This window comes from Colwellia meonggei, from assembly GCF_057537295.1.
Window position 1 is genome coordinate 173,492 of sequence record NZ_BAAJLZ010000005.1, and the last position, 19,203, is coordinate 192,694.

The 19,203-nt window shown below is 38.2% G+C and carries 14 protein-coding genes; 5 read left to right on the plus strand and 9 right to left on the minus strand.

Going from position 1 to position 19,203, the window contains the following annotated elements:
• Positions 1-20 precede the first annotated feature (20 nt).
• Positions 21-662, minus strand: coding sequence for a uridine kinase (gene udk, locus AC27E9_RS13615; protein WP_487131028.1), 642 nt, complete (start codon positions 660-662; stop codon positions 21-23).
• Between the two features lie 289 nt (positions 663-951).
• Between udk and AC27E9_RS13620 the strand changes: the two genes are divergently transcribed.
• Positions 952-2,163 (plus strand): phosphopentomutase, encoded by a 1,212-nt coding sequence (locus AC27E9_RS13620; protein WP_487131030.1) that lies wholly within the window; start codon positions 952-954, stop codon positions 2,161-2,163.
• A gap of 114 nt (positions 2,164-2,277) precedes the next feature.
• A complete protein-coding gene (locus AC27E9_RS13625) occupies positions 2,278-4,539 on the plus strand; it encodes a TonB-dependent receptor (RefSeq protein WP_487131032.1) in 2,262 nt (753 codons plus the stop codon).
• Between the two features lie 92 nt (positions 4,540-4,631).
• Here the strand turns inward: AC27E9_RS13625 and AC27E9_RS13630 are convergent, their stop codons facing one another.
• A complete protein-coding gene (locus tag AC27E9_RS13630) occupies positions 4,632-5,681 on the minus strand; it encodes a 3-deoxy-7-phosphoheptulonate synthase (protein ID WP_487131034.1) in 1,050 nt (349 codons plus the stop codon).
• 128 nt (positions 5,682-5,809) lie between these two features.
• On the minus strand, positions 5,810-6,619 hold the full coding sequence (ppsR, locus tag AC27E9_RS13635; protein WP_487131036.1) for a posphoenolpyruvate synthetase regulatory kinase/phosphorylase PpsR: 810 nt from the start codon (positions 6,617-6,619) through the stop codon (positions 5,810-5,812).
• Positions 6,620-6,844: 225 nt separating this feature from the next.
• Here ppsR and ppsA point away from each other — a divergent pair, with 225 nt between their 5' ends.
• A complete protein-coding gene (ppsA, locus tag AC27E9_RS13640; RefSeq protein WP_487131038.1) occupies positions 6,845-9,223 on the plus strand; it encodes a phosphoenolpyruvate synthase in 2,379 nt (792 codons plus the stop codon).
• Positions 9,224-9,380: 157 nt separating this feature from the next.
• Positions 9,381-12,443, plus strand: coding sequence for a D-2-hydroxyglutarate dehydrogenase YdiJ (gene ydiJ / locus AC27E9_RS13645; protein WP_487131040.1), 3,063 nt, complete (start codon positions 9,381-9,383; stop codon positions 12,441-12,443).
• A gap of 104 nt (positions 12,444-12,547) precedes the next feature.
• Here the strand turns inward: ydiJ and AC27E9_RS13650 are convergent, their stop codons facing one another.
• Entirely contained in the window at positions 12,548-13,591 is a 1,044-nt protein-coding gene (locus AC27E9_RS13650; RefSeq protein ID WP_487131041.1) for a Leu/Phe/Val dehydrogenase, read from the minus strand.
• 207 nt (positions 13,592-13,798) lie between these two features.
• Between AC27E9_RS13650 and AC27E9_RS13655 the strand changes: the two genes are divergently transcribed.
• On the plus strand, positions 13,799-14,203 hold the full coding sequence (locus tag AC27E9_RS13655; protein WP_487131043.1) for a DUF4826 family protein: 405 nt from the start codon (positions 13,799-13,801) through the stop codon (positions 14,201-14,203).
• 33 nt (positions 14,204-14,236) lie between these two features.
• Here AC27E9_RS13655 and AC27E9_RS13660 read toward each other — a convergent pair whose 3' ends face one another.
• The 5 genes from AC27E9_RS13660 to mnmA form a co-directional block, all read right to left on the minus strand.
• Complete coding sequence (locus AC27E9_RS13660; protein ID WP_487131045.1) at positions 14,237-14,698, minus strand: GNAT family N-acetyltransferase; 462 nt, start codon at positions 14,696-14,698, stop codon at positions 14,237-14,239.
• A 6-nt stretch (positions 14,699-14,704) separates the two neighbouring features.
• A complete protein-coding gene (locus AC27E9_RS13665) occupies positions 14,705-15,859 on the minus strand; it encodes a JmjC domain-containing protein (RefSeq protein ID WP_487131046.1) in 1,155 nt (384 codons plus the stop codon).
• Positions 15,860-15,965: 106 nt separating this feature from the next.
• Complete coding sequence (gene purB / locus AC27E9_RS13670; protein ID WP_487131048.1) at positions 15,966-17,336, minus strand: adenylosuccinate lyase; 1,371 nt, start codon at positions 17,334-17,336, stop codon at positions 15,966-15,968.
• A gap of 21 nt (positions 17,337-17,357) precedes the next feature.
• Complete coding sequence (hflD, locus tag AC27E9_RS13675; protein WP_487131049.1) at positions 17,358-17,981, minus strand: high frequency lysogenization protein HflD; 624 nt, start codon at positions 17,979-17,981, stop codon at positions 17,358-17,360.
• Positions 17,982-17,993: 12 nt separating this feature from the next.
• Positions 17,994-19,142 carry a tRNA 2-thiouridine(34) synthase MnmA gene (gene mnmA / locus AC27E9_RS13680; protein WP_487131051.1) on the minus strand — a complete coding sequence of 383 codons (1,149 nt, stop codon included), beginning with the start codon at positions 19,140-19,142 and terminating at the stop codon, positions 17,994-17,996.
• Positions 19,143-19,203 lie beyond the last annotated feature (61 nt).

The window sequence follows — 19,203 nt, forward strand, 5'->3', positions numbered from 1 at the left end:
TATTTTTGCTTAAATGTTTGCTAATTTTTTTGCATTATTTGTCGTATTTTGGCTTTCAACATTTCAATCGCCATTCTATTTTTGCCACCGCGAGTTACAACAACATCAGCAAATGGTTTATTTGGCTCAATATATTGATGGTACATAGGTCTTACAGTTGTTAAATATTGTTCAGTAATTGACTCTACACTACGTGAACGTTCAATAGTGTCACGATTAATACGGCGAACCAAACAGATATCAAGAGGAGTATCAATATAAATCTTTATATCAAACTTTTTACGCAACTCTTCATTTGAAAACAGTAAAATTCCTTCAACTAAAATTATTGAAGTAGGCGATAAATGCAGCGTTTCATCTAAACGGGTATGAGTCTTATAACAATATGTTGGAATGTCAACACTTTCACCATAACTTAACTTTGTTAAATGTTCTGTTAGTAGGCTATGTTCAAATGCGCTAGGGTGATCGTAATTGGTTTTAACTCGCTCATCCATTGATAAATGAGATTGGCTTTTATAGTAGGAGTCTTCTTTGATAATAGAGATTCCATTTGCCCCAAGCTCGGGTAAAAGTTCATCATAAATGGTTTGCGCAAAAAGTGATTTGCCTGATGCTGAAGCGCCAGTTACCGCAATAATAGTCGGTTTATTGGTTTGCAAAACAGAAAGCCTTAAATGTGTTGTTAACAATAGGGTTAAAATTATTTATAGCTAAACCATACTAGAATGTTTAGCGGTCATATTATGGACTAATTATACTGAAATTAATAACAATCACCGTAATCACAGCAGCTAATTGTTAAATATTTACAAAATTTCAGTTGTCTATAATTTATTGCTTGGTAAAGTACCACATGTTGACCATTTGGTCATGAATTTTTATCGGTATTATCGAGGAATATTCAAAAAAGTTTGTTAAAATGCATTTATATAAATACGGGAAAGTATCATGGCAAGAGCAATAGTTTTAGTTATCGACGGTTTTGGTATTGGGCACGCACCCGATGCGGCTGATTTTGGCGATGTAACCGCTAATACTTTTGCTAATTTAGCAAAAAAGTTTTATCAACAAGAAAATCGTAAAATTAACTTACCTAATTTAGCAAAAATGGGCTTAGTAAAAGCCGCTATGGAAGCCGGAAAAGAAGTGTTTCCAGTAATGTCGCAAGAACCAGAGCAAGGTGCATATGGTTTCGCTGCTGAAATAAGTACCGGTAAAGACACACCAAGTGGGCACTGGGAAATGATGGGAGTACCGGTTTTATTTGATTGGGGATATTTTCCTAAAGAAGGTAGCGCTTTTCCGTCGGAATTAGTTCGCAAAATTAACCAAGAAACGGGTATTAATGGTATTTTAGGCGATTGCCACGCGTCTGGTACTGACATTATTAATCGTTTAGGGCAAGAGCACATAAAGTCAGGTTTGCCTATTTGTTACACATCAGCTGATAGTGTTTTTCAAGTCGCTGCCCATGAAGAACACTTTGGTTTAGATAACCTGTATAAATATTGTGAGACGGTACGTGAATTACTTAGCGACATGAATATAGGTCGGGTTATTGCTCGTCCGTTCGTAGGCGAAAATCCTGCAGATTTTGCTCGTACAGGTAATCGTCGCGACTATTCAATTTTGCCTCCAGCGCCAACAGTATTAGATGTTTTTACTAAGGCAGGTGGTCATGTAATTAGTGTTGGAAAAATTGCTGATATATACGCGCATCAAGGAATTAGTGAAAAAACCAAAGCTACAGGTATCGACGCTTTAGTTGATGCAACAATTACTCATATAATTAGTGCTCAAGACAACAGCTTGATATTTACCAATTTAGTGAATTTTGATCAAGATTATGGCCATCGTCGTGATCCCGTTGGTTTTGCCTTAGCTTTAGAGAACTTTGACAAGCGCCTAACTGAAGTTATTGACGCCATGAATGACGATGATGTTTTATTTTTAACTGCTGATCATGGTTGTGATCCAACTTGGCATGGCAATGATCACACTCGAGAGTATGTTCCCGTCGTGGCATATCATAAGCAGGTACGATCTGTTAATATTGGCGAAAGAAACACTTTTGCAGATATTGGTCAAACGATAGCTGATTTATTTAAATTAGAAAAAATGCCGTACGGTACGAGCTTTTTATCAGACCTTGATCTTTAATAAAGTTATAAAAATTATATAGAAATTATGCGTACGTTAATTTTACGTACGCCAATAAAAATACGAAATACATAATTCAACACAAAACATAAACAGTTCTTGGGAGAGTACTTAATGAATGTTTTTAAAAAAACGTCGCTTGCACTTTGTGTAAATGCGGCTATTTTTGCGTCTGTTGCTAGCGTTTCTGGTTCAGCAATGGCACAAGAACAAGCTGACGAAGTTGTCGGCATTGAAGTTATCGAAGTTACCGCGCGAAAGCGTACTGAAAATGTTAAAGAAGTACCTATTTCAGTTTCTGCATTAACACCAAAAAAACTTGAAGTACTGGGCTCTTCAGGTATGGACGTTAGAGCTTTATCTGCAAAAGTTCCAAGTTTACTCATTGAATCGTCATTTGGCCGTACCTTTCCACGTTTTTATATTCGTGGTTTAGGTAATACGGATTTTGATCTTCTAGCATCACAACCTGTATCTTTAATTTACGATGATGTTGTATTGGAAAATGCCTTAACTAAAGGCATGCCAATGTTTGATATTGAACGCGTAGAAGTTTTGCGTGGTCCTCAAGGCACTTTATTTGGTCGTAATACGCCAGCAGGTATCGTAAAAGTTCAATCTAAAAAACCAACACAAGATTTTGATGCAACGGTTTCCGGTTCTTATGGTAGCTTTGGCTCAACTGATCTTCGTGTAGCAGTTGGTGGTGGTTTAACGGATGAGCTTTCAGCAAGAGTTGCATTTCTTCAACAAGATCGTGATGACTGGATTGATAACAAAGCACCTGGTTTTGAAAAGAAAGATCAATTGGGTGGCTACAGCGAGACAGCAGGGCGCCTACAATTATTATGGGAGCCAAATGATGATTTCTCTGCATTGTTTAATTACCATTTTAGAGATGCAGAAGCGGATGCTCGAATTTTTAGAGCAAACATCATTAAGCCTGGTACTAACGACCTAGTTGATGATTTTGACCGTGAAACTGTTTTTCATGATGCGGCAGTTCGTAATAACCAAACGGTTGATATGAAAGGCGCAAGCTTAAAAATTGAGTATGATTTTGGTAGCCATACTTTAACCTCTGTTACTGGTCACGAATCAGCTGAAATGTTCTCTGTTGGTGATATTGATGGTGGTTATGGTGCAGCATTTTTACCAGATTATATGGGACCAGGCTTTATTCCTTTCCCGTCTGAAACTGGTGCAAGAATGCCAGACCATAAGCAATCAACGCAAGAGGTTCGAATTGCGAGTAATGATTTAGGTGCTTTAGATTATCAATTTGGATTCTTCTTATTTGATGAAGATTTAACTATTAATAATTTGAGTTTTGATACTCTTGGTGGTGGTGCTCAAAATGGTATCGCTATTCAGAATATGGAAACTAAAGCATGGGCTATATTTGCTTCACTTGATTACGAAATTTCGGATAGGTTAAGTATTAATGGTGGTTTACGCTACTCAGATGATGAACGCAAATGGGATGGTGAATTAGTACAATCGCCATTCGGTGCTCCTAGTTTTAAAGAAAGTAATGATGTTGATGATTCACAAGTCAGTGGTGATTTAAGTATTTCGTACGTACTAAATGACGAAACAAACATTTATGGCCGTTTAGCACGTGGCTATCGTGCTCCAAGTATTCAAGGGCGTAGTTTACTTTTTTCTGCAAATTCGACAACAGCTGATTCTGAAATTGTAGACTCAATTGAAACTGGTTTTAAGTCAGTGTTCTTAGAAAACACCGCTCGTGTTGATGGTTCTGTTTACTATTACCAAGTAAAAGATCAACAATTAACGGCTGTTGGTGGAACTGGCAACGTAGCAAGTTTATTAAATGCTGATAAAGCGGTCGGTTACGGTTTTGAAATTGATTCAGAGTACTTTGTAACACCTGATTTTGTCATCGCTGCAAGTGTTAGCTATAACCACACTGAATTGAAAGACAGTACGGTTGCAGTTCCTGGTTGTGGCGGTGGTTGTACAGTAACCGACCCGCTTAATGCTGACGGCCTTGCAATTATTGATGGTAATTCATTACCACAATCTCCGGAGTGGATCAGTAATTTAAGTGCACGTTGGACAAAAGAAATTGCTGATGGTGAACTTTATGTTTACACAGATTGGTCATACCGCAGTGAAGTTAACTTTTTCTTATATGAATCAACAGAGTTTACTGGTGATGCGTTACTAGAAGGTGGTGTTCGCGTTGGTTATGAATGGTATGGTGACGATGCTGAATATGAAGTAGCATTATTTGGTCGCAACATTACTGACGAAGAGCAATTAACTGGTGCAATTGATTTTAACAACCTAACTGGCTACGTAAATGAGCCACGTTTTTGGGGTGTTGAATTTAAAGCGAACTTCTTTTAATTACTACGCTTTTTAAAAATAAGTTTGAATAAATAAAAAGCCGATTATCATTTTGATAATCGGCTTTTTTAGTAGTATTTAATGCTGTTCAATTAGCTGCGGTTTTTAATAGCGTTTGCTAACACATCTAAAATCTCTTCACTTGTATCAAGGTTAATACAAGCGTCTGTAATACTTTGTCCGTAGGTGAGTGATTCACCTTCAATAACTTTTTGATTACCAGCAACTAAAAAACTTTCTATCATGACACCAAATATTGCTTGGTCACCAGTTTCAATTTGTTTAGCCAGTGAACGTGCAACATCAATTTGTTTATTATGATCTTTGTAACTGTTGCCATGGCTACAATCAATCATCACTTTCTCTGCTAAATTAGCATTTGATAAAGTAGCACAGGTTGTTTGAATATCTTCAGCATGATAGTTTGGCTGCTTGCCGCCACGTAAAATAACGTGAGCATGTGGATTGCCATGAGTTTGATAAATACACATCTGGCCGCTTTTATCAGGAGAATATAGCACATGCGGTACACTAGACGCTTTAATTGCATCTACAGCGATTTGAATATTCCCGTCTGTACCATTCTTAAACCCGACAGGACATGACAATGCAGAAGCTAGCTCTCGATGAACTTGGCTTTCTGTTGTTCGTGCGCCAATAGCTCCCCAACTAATTAAATCAGAAATATATTGGCCAGTTACCATATCTAAAAATTCAGTGCCAGCAGGTAAGCCAAGCTTATTAATTTCCATTAATAAATTACGGGCTAAATCTAAACCCTTTGCAACATGGAATGATTTATCTAGGTTAGGATCACTAATTAAACCTTTCCAACCAACAGTAGTGCGAGGTTTTTCAAAATATACGCGCATAACAATTAACAGTTGGTCGGCGTATTTATCATGTAATACTTTTAATTTTTCTGCGTAATCGATTGCGGCTGTCGTGTCATGAATCGAGCAAGGGCCAATGATCACTAATAAACGATTATCGTCGCCATTAATAATGGCTTCTATATCTCGTCGACTATTAATGATGAAATTTGCCGTGTTATCGTCAAGAGGTATTTGCTGGGCAAGCTCAGCAGGTGACACTAAATTTTCAATTAGCGTAGTTCTAAATTCATCTGTTTTTATGGTCATGTGCTATCAAATGCTTTTAAGCGAGCATATCTATTATGCGGCGCAATAATAATATCGCGCTAACATAACGAATATAACCAGTTAAGTGAACTGCTTTCTTAGTTTTTATTGAACTAATTTGTCATAAATTAATATTTATAACGTTGTAGGCCAGTTTCAGACAATATTTTTGCGGTAATTTCTTCAACTGATAGCTTAGTAGTATTTAAAAAAGGTATTTTTTCTTTTTTATAAAGTTTTTCAACTTCCCGTACTTCCATACGGCATTGTCGTGCGGAAGAATATTTAGTATTTGCCAGTCGACCGTCACGTATATCAACCAGGCGTTCAGCATCTATGGTTAAGCCAAAAATTTTCTTTTTATGCATTTTTAAAAATGATGGTAGTTTTAGCTCGTCCATATCATCATCAGTAAAGGGGTAGTTCGCCGCTTTTATACCATATTGAAGTGCTAAATATAGTGATGTGGGAGTTTTACCTGAGCGAGAAACACCAACAAGTATAACGTCAGCATGCTCGTAATTGGTAACGTTTGAACCATCATCATTTGCTAACGAGTAGTTAACGGCGTCTATTCGATAGTCATAGCTATTTTCATGAATACTATGTGTTCTGTGGGCTTTAGGTTTCGCTTCTATACCTAGGTGCTGTTCAAGAGGAGATACAAAGTGCTCAAGAAAGTTATAGATAATACCATCGCAGCCATCAATTATTTCGCGAATGTCCGGATTAACAAAAGTGTGAAAAACTAACGGAGGCTCGCCAGTACGTTTTGCAGCTCGGTTGATACGAGCACGGGCTTCGAGAGCCTTTTCTTTGGTTTCAACAAATGAAATAGTGTCATGCTCAAACTCCGTTGGAAATAAAGATAACAGTGCGTGACCAAAAACTTCAGAAGTGATTGCTGTACCGTCAGAAATATAAAACGCTGCCCGCATAAATTAGTCCTATAATATTATTCTGTAGTGAAAGATGAAAACTTTCAAATAGTGCTTTAGTTTCAAGGTTAGCAGTGTAAAATGTCTGCGGTGTGAAAACTACTGATAAATACACTTTATTCCAGTTTGACGAATTTAAGAAAGTTATTTTTCGTGAGCCTTTGTAGCAATAGCGGAGTTAAAGATAACTTTCTTAAATTTTTTATTGCGAATGGAGATGTAGCCGTGCAAGAAAATGTACTTTGGTATGAAGATTTAGGAATGAATGATGTTGATCGCGTTGGCGGTAAAAACGCATCATTGGGTGAAATGATTTCAAATCTTTCGAATATGGGCGTGCAGGTACCGGGGGGATTCGCTACTACCTCGTTTGCCTTCAATGAATTCCTAGAACAAAGTGGCCTTAACGATAAAATTTATCTTTTATTAGATGATTTAGACGTTAGTGACGTTAACGCCTTGGCAGAGTGTGGTAATAAAATTCGTCAATGGGTTATTGATACACCTTTCCTTCCTCAAATGCAGCAAGACATAGAACAAGCTTACGCAACACTTGCTGGTGGTTTTGCCGATGATGCTTCTTTTGCTGTTCGTTCATCAGCTACTGCTGAAGATATGCCAGATGCCTCTTTTGCTGGTCAACAAGAAACATTCCTTAATGTACGTGGCTTAGACGCAGTAATGATCGCAATTAAACATGTATTTGCTTCATTGTTTAATGACAGAGCTATTTCTTATCGTGTTCACCAGGGATACGATCACCGTGGTGTAGCGTTATCTGCAGGTATTCAACGTATGGTACGTAGCGACATTTCTTCAAGTGGTGTTATGTTCTCGATTGATACCGAGTCTGGCTTTGAAGACGTGGTATTTGTTACCTCAAGTTATGGTTTAGGTGAAATGGTCGTACAAGGTGCGGTTAACCCTGATGAGTTTTATGTTCATAAGCCAACGTTAGCCAAAGGTAAGCCAGCGGTTGTACGCCGTAATATTGGTAGTAAAGCAATTAAAATGATTTACGCTGATACCCAAGAACATGGCAAACAAGTTGAAATTGTTGATATTGAACAAGCGCAATCGGATACCTTCTCGTTAACAGATGCAGAAGTAGAAGAGTTAGCAAAACAAGCAGTAGTTATCGAAAAACACTACGGTCGTGCAATGGATATCGAATGGGCAAAAGATGGCTTAGACGGTAAACTTTATATTGTGCAGGCGCGCCCTGAAACAGTGAAAAGTCGAGAAAATGCTAATGTAATGGAACAATTTCAGTTGCAAGCAACGGCAGATATTGTTTGTGAAGGTCGTTCTATTGGCCACAAAATTGGTAGTGGTGAAGCGAAAGTTTTATCTTCATTAGATGAAATGGATAAAATTCTTCCAGGTGATGTACTAGTTACTGATATGACAGATCCTGATTGGGAACCTATCATGAAACGCGCATCAGCCATAGTTACAAACCGTGGCGGTCGTACTTGTCATGCAGCGATTATCGCTCGTGAAATGGGTATTCCTGCAGTTGTCGGTTGTGGTGATGCAACAAGTAAAATAGCTAACGGTGATGAAGTAACTGTGTCTTGTGCTGAAGGTGATACTGGCTTTATTTACCAAGGCAAACTTGATTTTACTGTAACGACATCAGAAGTTGATTCAATGCCGGAATTGCCATTAAAGGTAATGATGAATGTAGGTAATCCTGACCGAGCCTTTGCTTTTGCACGTTTACCACATGCTGGTATTGGTTTAGCCCGCCTTGAATTTATTATTAATAAAATGATTGGTGTTCATCCTAAAGCGTTACTAAATTTTGATGAGCAATCGGCAGACCTTCAAGATGAAATTCGCGATATTATTGCCGGTTATGAAAATCCTGTAGAATTCTATATTGCAAAACTGACAGAAGGTATTTCAACGTTAGCAGCAGCCTATGCACCAGAAAAAGTTATTGTGCGTATGTCTGACTTTAAGTCTAACGAATATGCCAACTTGGTTGGTGGCGAAGATTACGAGCCAGAAGAAGAAAATCCAATGATCGGCTATCGTGGTGCTTCACGTTACATTTCAAAGGACTTCAGAGACTGCTTCGCATTAGAATGTGAAGCAATTAAACGTGTGCGTAACGAAATGGATATGACCCATGTAGAGATCATGATCCCATTTGTTCGTACATTAGAAGAAGCATCGGCAGTGATTGATATTCTTGCAGAACACGGTTTAAAGCGTGGTGAAAATGGTTTACGCATCATAATGATGTGTGAATTGCCGTCGAATGCCTTATTAGCTGATCAGTTCTTAGACTACTTTGATGGCTTTTCAATTGGCTCGAATGATTTAACTCAACTTACATTGGGCTTAGATCGTGATTCTGGCTTAGTTGCACACTTATTTGATGAACGTAACCCGGCGATTAAAGCGTTGTTGGAAATGGCAATTAAAGCCTGTAAAGCACGTGGTAAGTATGTTGGTATTTGTGGTCAAGGACCATCAGATCATGCCGATTTTGCCGCATGGTTAGTTGAGCAAGGCATAGAAAGTGTGTCGCTTAATCCTGATACCGTATTACCAACTTGGCTATATTTAGCTGAGCAGCATAATAAAAAGTAATTGACCTAATAAGTTACTTTTTTCAAAGTAGGCCTAGGAGCTATTTATCATGAGAATGATAAAAAAGTTCTTAGGCTTTTTTTGTTAAGTAAGAAAAACTCTTCTTTGCCATGATATAATGTCGGCATCATATTATTGTTAATAGAAAATTTAATTCATGTTACCTAAGCTAGCCCCACAAGAGCTCGTTTCCCCTTTATATCAAGAATATGCAAAGATTTTAGCGACTAAACGATTTACTGGAGATATTAATTTTCAGTATGGCGCTCGTTTAGCACACGCGACTGATAACAGTGTTTATCAGCAATTACCGCAATTAGTACTTCACCCTCGCAGTAAACAAGATATACAAATAATAAGTGCACTTGGTGACGAGCAACGCTTTGCTGGTATAAAGTTTAGTGCTCGAGGTGGCGGAACAGGTACTAACGGACAAAGTTTAACGCCTGGTATTGTTGTTGATTTATCTAAATACATGAACCGTATATTAGAGATAAATGTAGAAGAAAATTGGGTACGTGTTGAAGCCGGTGTGGTTAAAGACCAACTAAATGATTACCTTAAACCCCATGGACTTTTCTTTTCTCCCGATTTATCAACCAGTAATAGAGCAACTATTGGGGGCATGATCAACACCGACGCTTCAGGGCAAGGTTCTTTAGTGTATGGTAAAACCTCTGATCATGTACTTGGCTTGACTAGCGTATTAGCCAATGGCGAGTTACTTGATACTACACCTATGAGCATTGCAGACGCTGAAACGTTGGCACAGCAAAGCTCGACACAAGGTAAGTTAATACAACAGGTATTGAATTCTTGTCGTGATAATAGGGCATTAATACTTGAAAAATTTCCACGCTTAAATCGATTTTTAACAGGTTATGATTTAGAAAATGTTTTTAATGAAGACTTATCGATAGTTGATTTAAGCCGAATAATCACTGGCTCGGAAGGGTCACTTGCATTTGTCTGTGAAGCAAAGCTAAACTTAACACCGATAGCAAATGCCAAAACCTTAATTAACATAAAGTACGATAGTTTTGATTCGGCATTACGTCATTCACCATCGTTGGTTAAAGCCAAAGCAACGTCTGTTGAAACGATTGACAGCAAAGTGCTCAATCTTGCGAAGCAAGATATTGTTTGGCAACTGGTCAGCGATATGTTGCAAGATGTTGAAGGTGCCGTTATGGATGGCATCAACATGGTCGAATATAACGGTGAAAGTGTTGAAAGCGTTGCAGCACAAGTTGAAGCACTTTGCCTTGAACTGGATAAAGATATCGAAGCTGGAAACGGTATTATAGGTTATCAAGTTACATCTGACTTAAGCAGTATTGCCAAGCTTTATACCATGCGTAAAAAAGCGGTTGGTTTACTGGGCAATACCAAGGGTAGCCAAAAACCATTAGCATTTGCTGAAGATACCGCTGTACCACCAGAGAACTTAGCAGATTTTATTGCTGAATTTAGAACATTGCTTGATGCACATGGTTTACATTACGGTATGTTTGGTCACGTTGATGCTGGCGTATTGCACGTGAGGCCAGCATTGGATATGTGCGATCCAGAGCAAGAAGTATTGCTTCGCAAAATTTCAGATCAAGTTGTGGCATTAACGGCAAAATATGGCGGATTAATGTGGGGAGAACATGGTAAAGGCTACCGCAGTGAATATGGTCCAGAGTTTTTCGGTGAACGTCTATTTACCGAATTACGCAAAATAAAAGCCGCGTTTGATCCTCAAAATAAAATGAACCCTGGTAAAATTTGTACTCCACTTGAATCAAATGAAAAGCTGGTTTCGGTTGATGATAAAAAGCGTGGATTTTACGATAGACAAATTCCAGTTTCGGTAAAAGACTCTTTTAAATCGGCGCTAGATTGTAATGGTAACGGTTTGTGCTTCAACTATGATGTTAATAGTCCTATGTGCCCCTCAAGCAAGGTTACGCGTGATCGCAGGCATTCTCCGAAAGGTAGAGCTGGCTTGATGCGAGAGTGGTTGCGTCTTATTGAGGCAAAAGGCGTTGATATTCTGGCGTTAGAGAAAAACATACAAGATTGGTCGGTAAAGTCGCTACTTGATAAGGTAAAAAATCGTTTTAATAGTCAATTTGATGGTCAAGATAATAGCGATTTTTCCCATGAAGTTATGGAAGCAATGCAAGGATGTTTAGCTTGTAAAGCTTGTGCAAGTCAATGTCCAATTAAGGTCGATGTTCCTGATTTCCGCGCTCGTTTTATTAACCTTTATCACTCTCGTTACTTCAGACCAGCTAAAGATCATCTTGTGGCAAATGTCGAAGTAATGACGCCTCTAATGGCAAAAGCACCAAAGCTTGTAAATCATGTGCTGGGTTCAAATATTTACGATAAGTTATCTCGCGCAAGTATCGGTTATGTTGATACACCATTGTTATCGGTACCAACATTAAAAGAGCGCGTTGAAGAGCAGCAATTTACAACGTTCGATCTCAGCCAGCTTGAAAGCATGCCATCGCAAGAACGTGCTAAGCAAATACTTATTGTTCAAGATCCATTTACCTCATTTTATGATGCAAAAGTAGTTGAAGACTTTATGCTACTGGTACAAAAATTAGGGTTTCAGCCAATACTATTGCCTTTTAAGCCCAATGGTAAACCACAGCATGTTAAAGGTTTTCTAGCAAAGTTCGCAAAAACTGCAAGATCAACAGCAGATTTTTTAAACAAAATACATCAGTTAGCAATACCTATGATAGGTTTAGATGCTTCACTGGCGTTATGTTATCGCGATGAGTATCGTCAAGTGTTAGGGGATGCTCGTGGTGATTTTAATGTGATGCTTGCTCATGAGTGGTTAATTTCTATTCTCGATCATCATAATAAAGTTGATAACGAAAAGAAACAGCTAACAGCGTATAAGTTGTTCGCTCATTGCACGGAAAAAACGGCTTTAGCTGGAAGCGAAGGGCAATGGCAAAACATTTTTAATCATTTTGGTTTGCCGTTATCGAGTGTTTCTGTTGGCTGTTGCGGTATGGCTGGTACCTATGGTCATGAAAAGGTTAACTTAGATAACTCCACTTCACTTTATGAAATGAGTTGGAAAAATAAAGTTTCTGAACTCGAAACGCAGCAGATACTCGCAACAGGTTACTCATGTCGCAGTCAGATAAAACGTTTAGATAAAAAAGTGGTTTTACACCCAGTACAAGCCTTATTAGCAGCGTTATAGTTATTTAAGCTTTTGCAGCTTCTATTGATGGTTCATTAGCAAATAATAAAAAAGCACCATATCGGTGCTTTTTTATTATTAAGTTACCAAGTGGTAATTGTTAACTATTTATGGCCTTTAGCGATAATCTCTCGCGCCATTTCATCAGCAACAATGCCGGTTGGCATATTTTTTTCTGCTGCTTTTTCAAATACATTCATCAAGGTATTGTATATATTCTCAACTAAGGCTGTAGCACTGTCTGCACAATATGGTTCAGGGTAAATTTCTAATGCAACGTTTATAATTCCACCAGCATTAACTACGTAATCTGGTGCGTATAAAATACCTTTTTCTAGCAATATTTGATCGTGGCGAGCTTCTGCTAATTGGTTATTGGCACAACCAGCAATGATCACGGCTTTCATTTGCGTAATACTGTCATCGTTAATTGACGCACCAAGTGCACACGGTGAGAAAACATCAACGTCTTGCCGATATATTTCATCTAAGCCAACTACTTGTGCATTTAACTCAGTGGCGGCTTTATCTAGTGCTGCCTTGTTAATATCTGTAACGATTAACTCAGCACCTGCCTGGTGTAATTTTTCACAAAGTGAATAACCTACACTGCCTAAGCCCTGTACGGCGACTTTAACACCAGCAAGATCTTCTTTTCCTAGTTTAAATTTAACCGCGGCTTTAATACCTAAAAATGTCCCTAATGCAGTAAAAGGGCCTGGGTTACCACTTTTTCCTTCAAGGCCAGAAACAAATTCAGTACTTTCATTTACTATTGCCATGTCACCTGTAGTGATATTAACGTCTTCTGCAGTGTAATAACGGCCATTTAAATTATTTACCGCATTACCAAACGCTTTAAATAATTGCTCTGATTTTAATTTCTTTGGGTCGCCGATAATAACGCCTTTACCACCACCTAGTTTTAAACCAGCCATTGCATTTTTATAAGTCATACCTTTAGACAAACGCAATACGTCTTTTAATGCTGCTTCATCACTTGCATAATCCCAAAAGCGACAACCACCTGCGGCTGGACCTAACGCTGTGCTGTGTACTGCAATAATAGCTTTTAAGCCCGAAGCCTCATCACTGCAATAAACGACTTGCTCATGGTTATCAAAATCAACTAAATCAAAAACGGCCACTATGATAATCTCCAATGATTATAGAAACAGTTCAATTATAAATATTTTATTGAACAGAGGTTGTAATAATTTGCTGCGCACAATACCATCTAGGCAGGTGGTTCGCCAGTGAAGCTACAAATAAAACTGAAATTTACTGTGAATTAATTCATACAAGTTTCCAAAGTTAACATCTCATTAATATAATTAACAAAAAAGATAATAATCATGACAGAACAACAAGCTATGACTGCAGAGCAGCAGCAAGCATGGATCAGAGAACAATACCTAGCAGCAACTAAATACCTTGCCGACAAAGGCTTAGTTACAGAAAGTGTTGCAGATACCGAAAGCCGTTATTTAGTACCGGTTTTAGCCGTTTGGAAAATTAACTTACTGGATAAGTCAACCGTTTGGGTTATTTCAGGTGATCTTCCGACCGATCATGTAGCACTAAACGGCGATGAGGAAGCGCGAGAAGTTATTCGACATTTTTCATTAAAGTGGCAATTACAGGCAGAGAATTTACTGCAAAGTGAAGATACAGAACAACATGAGTTTGCAAAGCTGTTGATAGGCCGCGCAGATGGCTTGTACAAACTTTATGAAAAAGAAGAATTGTGGCAAAGCTAATTAAAGCTCAGTGCTAGGTCATTCTCGTTAGTATTAATGACTTAAATAATATTTAGCAAAGCTGGCGTTATCAAGCGCACAAATCATTTTTTGCCTTGGTAAACCAGCTTCCATAAATACTGCGCCGGCAGTATTAAAGTGAAACTTTCTAAAATAATCTATGGATTCTAGCGGACTATAGATAAATATTTCTTTTAAATTCATTTCTTTAGCTATATCAAATAGCGCTTGTAGAATAATTTTATCAACTTTATCTTTTCGACATGATTTAAGAACGGCAATTCGGCTCACTTCTCCTGTTGATAATATTCGTCCTGTTCCTATTGGTTCTTGCGTTATGTCATTACAAGCAAGTATATGAAAGGCAAAGCGATCTTTTTGATCAAATTCAATGTTTTTTGGTATACGCCATTCACAGACAAATACTTGTTCTCGTACATTTTTAAGTAAGGGAGCGGCTTGCTCCCATTGCACTCTACTTACTGTGTATGACATTGCACTCTATTCAATATACCAATAACCCTTATTTAAAACACTAGTTAACAATTGGCTGTTTTTCAAACATGTGTTGAAACTTTTTACCTGTGTTGTTGCCAAAGGAGCTTGATTTGCCAATTGCTGGGCTAAGGCGATTGTTTGTTGGCAAATGGTAAAACTATCACCATTAATAAATAATACTGGTGCTGGCTCAGTGATTATTGCTGCTTTAATGCCTGACACCGGCATAAATAAAATCTCAGGCTCTGATAAAATATCGTCAAGTTTTTCATTGTCAATATCGGTAACAGGCATTAATACTTCAAGTGCATGGTGGCTTTGGGTTAGGTACTGACCAATAAACTGCTCAAATAAGTCTTCGTTTTCTAATTGTTCAAGCATAAATGATTTTAATTGCTGTTGATCGGCTTTACTAATTAAAGCGCTATCGGGCGTTAATTGTCTTGTTGCATCGCTAAAGCGTTGTTCACCGATATTTTTGTCAATTAATTTATCGGCAAAGCTAGACCAAAGCTCTTGACTCGAAGGGGCTTGAAAACCAATTGAAAAGTTAACTGAGTTTTCTATTGAAACACCATTGTGAGGGTGGTTTGGTGGAATATAGAGTAAATCACCTGCTTCTGTTACTTGATCAATTAGTGGTTCAAAGTCAGAAACTTGTTTTAAATCTGGATGAGGTAATAGTGTGGCTAATTCACTATTAGGGGCTCCTACATGCCAGCGTCGTTTACCACTGCCTTGAATGATAAAAACATCATATTGATCTAAATGTGCACCAACACCACCGTTAGGTGTTGAAAAGCTCACCATGACATCGTCTATTCGCCAACGTGGAATAAATGAAAATGGTGTAAGCAATGCGTTGGTAGATCTAGACCAGTTATTGACGGCTTGTACTAGTAGGGTCCAATTCTCTTCACCGTATTTTGTAAAATCATCAAATGGTCCATGATCAACTTGCCAGTTATTACTGCCGTCGTGACTAACAATACGTGACTCAATTTCGGTTTCCATCGCCAAACCGGCTAATTCATCAGCTGGAATGGTATCTTGAAAATTGTTGAAAGCTTTTTTAATGAGCAATGGTTTCTTTTGCCAGTATTCTTTAAGAAAAATTTCTGGGCTTAAGTCACCCCAATTTAGTGAGTCAAAATTCATAGTGTTGCCTTGTGCGCTAGCGAGTTTTTAAATGTAGCTGAAAAATGAAATAAAAAAGGGAGCCGTAATGGATCCCTTTTATGATTAACACATAAGTGTTGCTGAATTAATCTAGTTCTTTGATAAATGAAACTGCGCGGCCAATATATGAGGCTGGTGTCATTTCACAAAGCTGTGCTTTTGCACTTTCAGGTAATTCAAGGTTCATAATGAATTCACGCATTGAATCACCATCAACGCGTTTACCACGTGTTAATTCTTTTAGTTTTTCGTATGGCTTTTCAATGCCGTAACGACGCATAACTGTTTGAATTGGCTCAGCTAGCACTTCCCAGTTTGAGTTAAGTTCAGCAAGCAAGTTTTCTTCATTTACTTGTAGTTTACTAATACCTTTACGTGTTGCTTGGTAAGCGATTAGCGTATGTGCAAAACCAACACCTAAGTTACGTAATACCGTTGAATCGGTAAGATCACGCTGCCAGCGAGATACAGGTAATTTTTGCGCTAAATGTGTAAATAGGGCGTTAGCAATGCCTAAGTTACCTTCTGAGTTTTCAAAATCAATAGGGTTAACTTTATGCGGCATAGTTGAAGAGCCTATCTCGCCAGCAATTGTTTTTTGCTTAAAGTGGCCAAGAGCTATGTAACCCCAAACATCACGATCAAAATCGATTAATATCGTATTGAAACGTGCAATAGCATCGAAAAGTTCAGCAATATAGTCATGTGGTTCAATTTGCGTAGTAAACGCATTCCAGCTTAAGCCAAGAGAATTAACAAATTCATTAGCAAAGTTATGCCAATCAACTTCAGGATATGCTGATAAGTGAGCGTTGTAGTTACCAACAGCACCATTAATTTTACCTAGCATTTCAATTTGTGCAATTTGCTGACGTTGACGCTTTAAACGCACGTAAACGTTAGCCATTTCTTTACCAAGTGTACTTGGAGAAGCTGGTTGACCGTGAGTACGACACATCATAGGAATGCTTTGATATTCAACTGCTAGCGCTTTAATTTCAGCTAAAATATCATCGATCATCGGTAGTAATACTTCATCACGACAATCAGCAAGCATTAAACCGTGAGAAAGGTTATTAATATCTTCAGAGGTACAAGCAAAATGAATAAACTCAGTAATTGCATGCAATTCTGCGTTATCAGCTATTTTTTCTTTTAAGAAGTATTCAACTGCTTTTACATCGTGGTTTGTTGTTGCTTCAATATCTTTTATCTGTTGCGCGTCAGATTCTGAAAAGTTGGCAACAATAGCGTCTAATAATGCGTTTGCAGAATCTGAAAACGCTGGAACTTCATTGATTTCAACTGTTGCGGCTAGCTTTTGTAACCAACGAACCTCAACGGTTACACGATATTTAATTAAGCCAAACTCACTGAAAATAGGGCGTAATGCTTTAACTTTGCTGCCATAACGACCGTCAACCGGTGATATTGCACTTAATGCTGAAAGTTCCATAGTATATTCCTGAAGTTATTATTAAATCTGGTTAAGTAATTGTTGGGCGCAAGCAACCATTTTGCTGCGACCAAATAAAATATTTCTACGTTTGCCACCCACTTGGCGCCATAACACACTTGAGCGAATTCCAGCCAATAATAAGGCACGAATTTTATGTTGATTACCCGTATGCTTAAGTCGTTCAGGCTCGCCCGCTACTTGAATTGGTGTACCAAGAGGGCTTAACAAATCACTATAAATACTAGCTAAACTAGCAATTAAGGTTTCGCTGTCAATGTCATAGTGGGCGAGTTGGCGTTGGCATTGCTCTATTCGCTCGCCTAATAAAGATAATTGATTTCTTTTTGCAGCAAGTCGACGTTCTAACCCTAATAGGCTAACTACATAACGGGTAAGCTCAGGGTCTTTTTGTTTGGTTTGATTGCCCAATTGTTCAACCAAGGCGGTTAAACCGGTTTTAAGGTGTGCAAGCTCATCACCATAAACCTCTAAAGTGTTATCAGGAGAGGTAACGATAACGCTTTCTAACATGATTTTTAGCTCATCATCAATGTTAGAACCTGTACGAGCAATTTTTTGTACTAAAGCAGCAACTTGGCAAATTGCCGCCATGGTAATTGTTTGTTTTTCTATACTATTCATGAAAGTCTACAATTAACGAATTAGAGAATTGATAATACCGCCACCTAGGCAAACACTATCTTGATAAAAAACCACTGACTGACCTGGTGTAACTGAGCTTTGCGCTTCAGTAAACATTACCAGGTATTCACCATTAGCCATTGGAGAAACATTACATGCCACGTCTTCTTGGCGGTAACGAGTTTTAACCGTACAGCTAATTGGCGAAGTTAATTCATTGCGGTCGACTAAATGTAATTGGTTTGCGATTAAGCCCTTAGAAAATAGGCGAGGGTGATTATGTCCTTGACCCACAATTAAGACATTACGTGTTAAATCTTTATCAACCACATACCAAGGTTCTTCACCAGCGTTAGCTAAACCACCAATGCGCAATCCCTTTCGTTGCCCAAGCGTGTGATACATAAGCCCGTCATGCTCACCTATTGCTTCGCCTTCTGGAGTTTCAATAACGCCAGGTTGTGCAGGTAAGTACTTTCCTAAGAAGTCTTTAAATTTGCGTTCACCAATAAAGCAAATGCCAGTACTGTCTTTTTTATTATGGGTAATTAAGTCCGCTTTTTCAGCAATGGCACGTACTTCTGGTTTTTCAATATGACCAACAGGAAATAAAGTTCTGCCAACTTGCTCGTGGCTAAGGGTGTAAAGAAAGTAACTTTGATCTTTGTTACTGTCTAAACCGCGAATCATTTGCCATATATTGTTGCTAAATTTACGTTGCACATAATGACCTGTCGCTATGTAATCAGCGCCTAGGTCTTCGCAAGCAAATTCTAAAAAGGCTTTAAATTTGATTTCTTTGTTACACATAATATCGGGATTAGGGGTTCTTCCCGCTTTATATTCAGCAAGGAAGTACTCGAATACGTTGTCCCAATATTCGGTGGCAAAATTAATGGTATGTAGTTTTATGCCTAGTTTTTCACAAACCTTTTGTGCATCGGCTAAATCTTCAGCGGCCGCACAGTATTCGTCATTGTCATCTTCTTCCCAATTCTTCATGAACAAGCCTTCAACTTGATAGCCTTGTTCTAGCAATAAATATGCAGAAACAGATGAGTCAACACCTCCCGACATACCAACAATCACTTTTGTGTCTTGAGGTAATTTATTATCGCTAGGCCCTGTTGAATTAGTATTTAAATCTTGGTTTGAGGTCATTACAACTACATTACAATGGAAAATGGCGCGAAATTATAGCACGGGCAATTATCTTGATGAT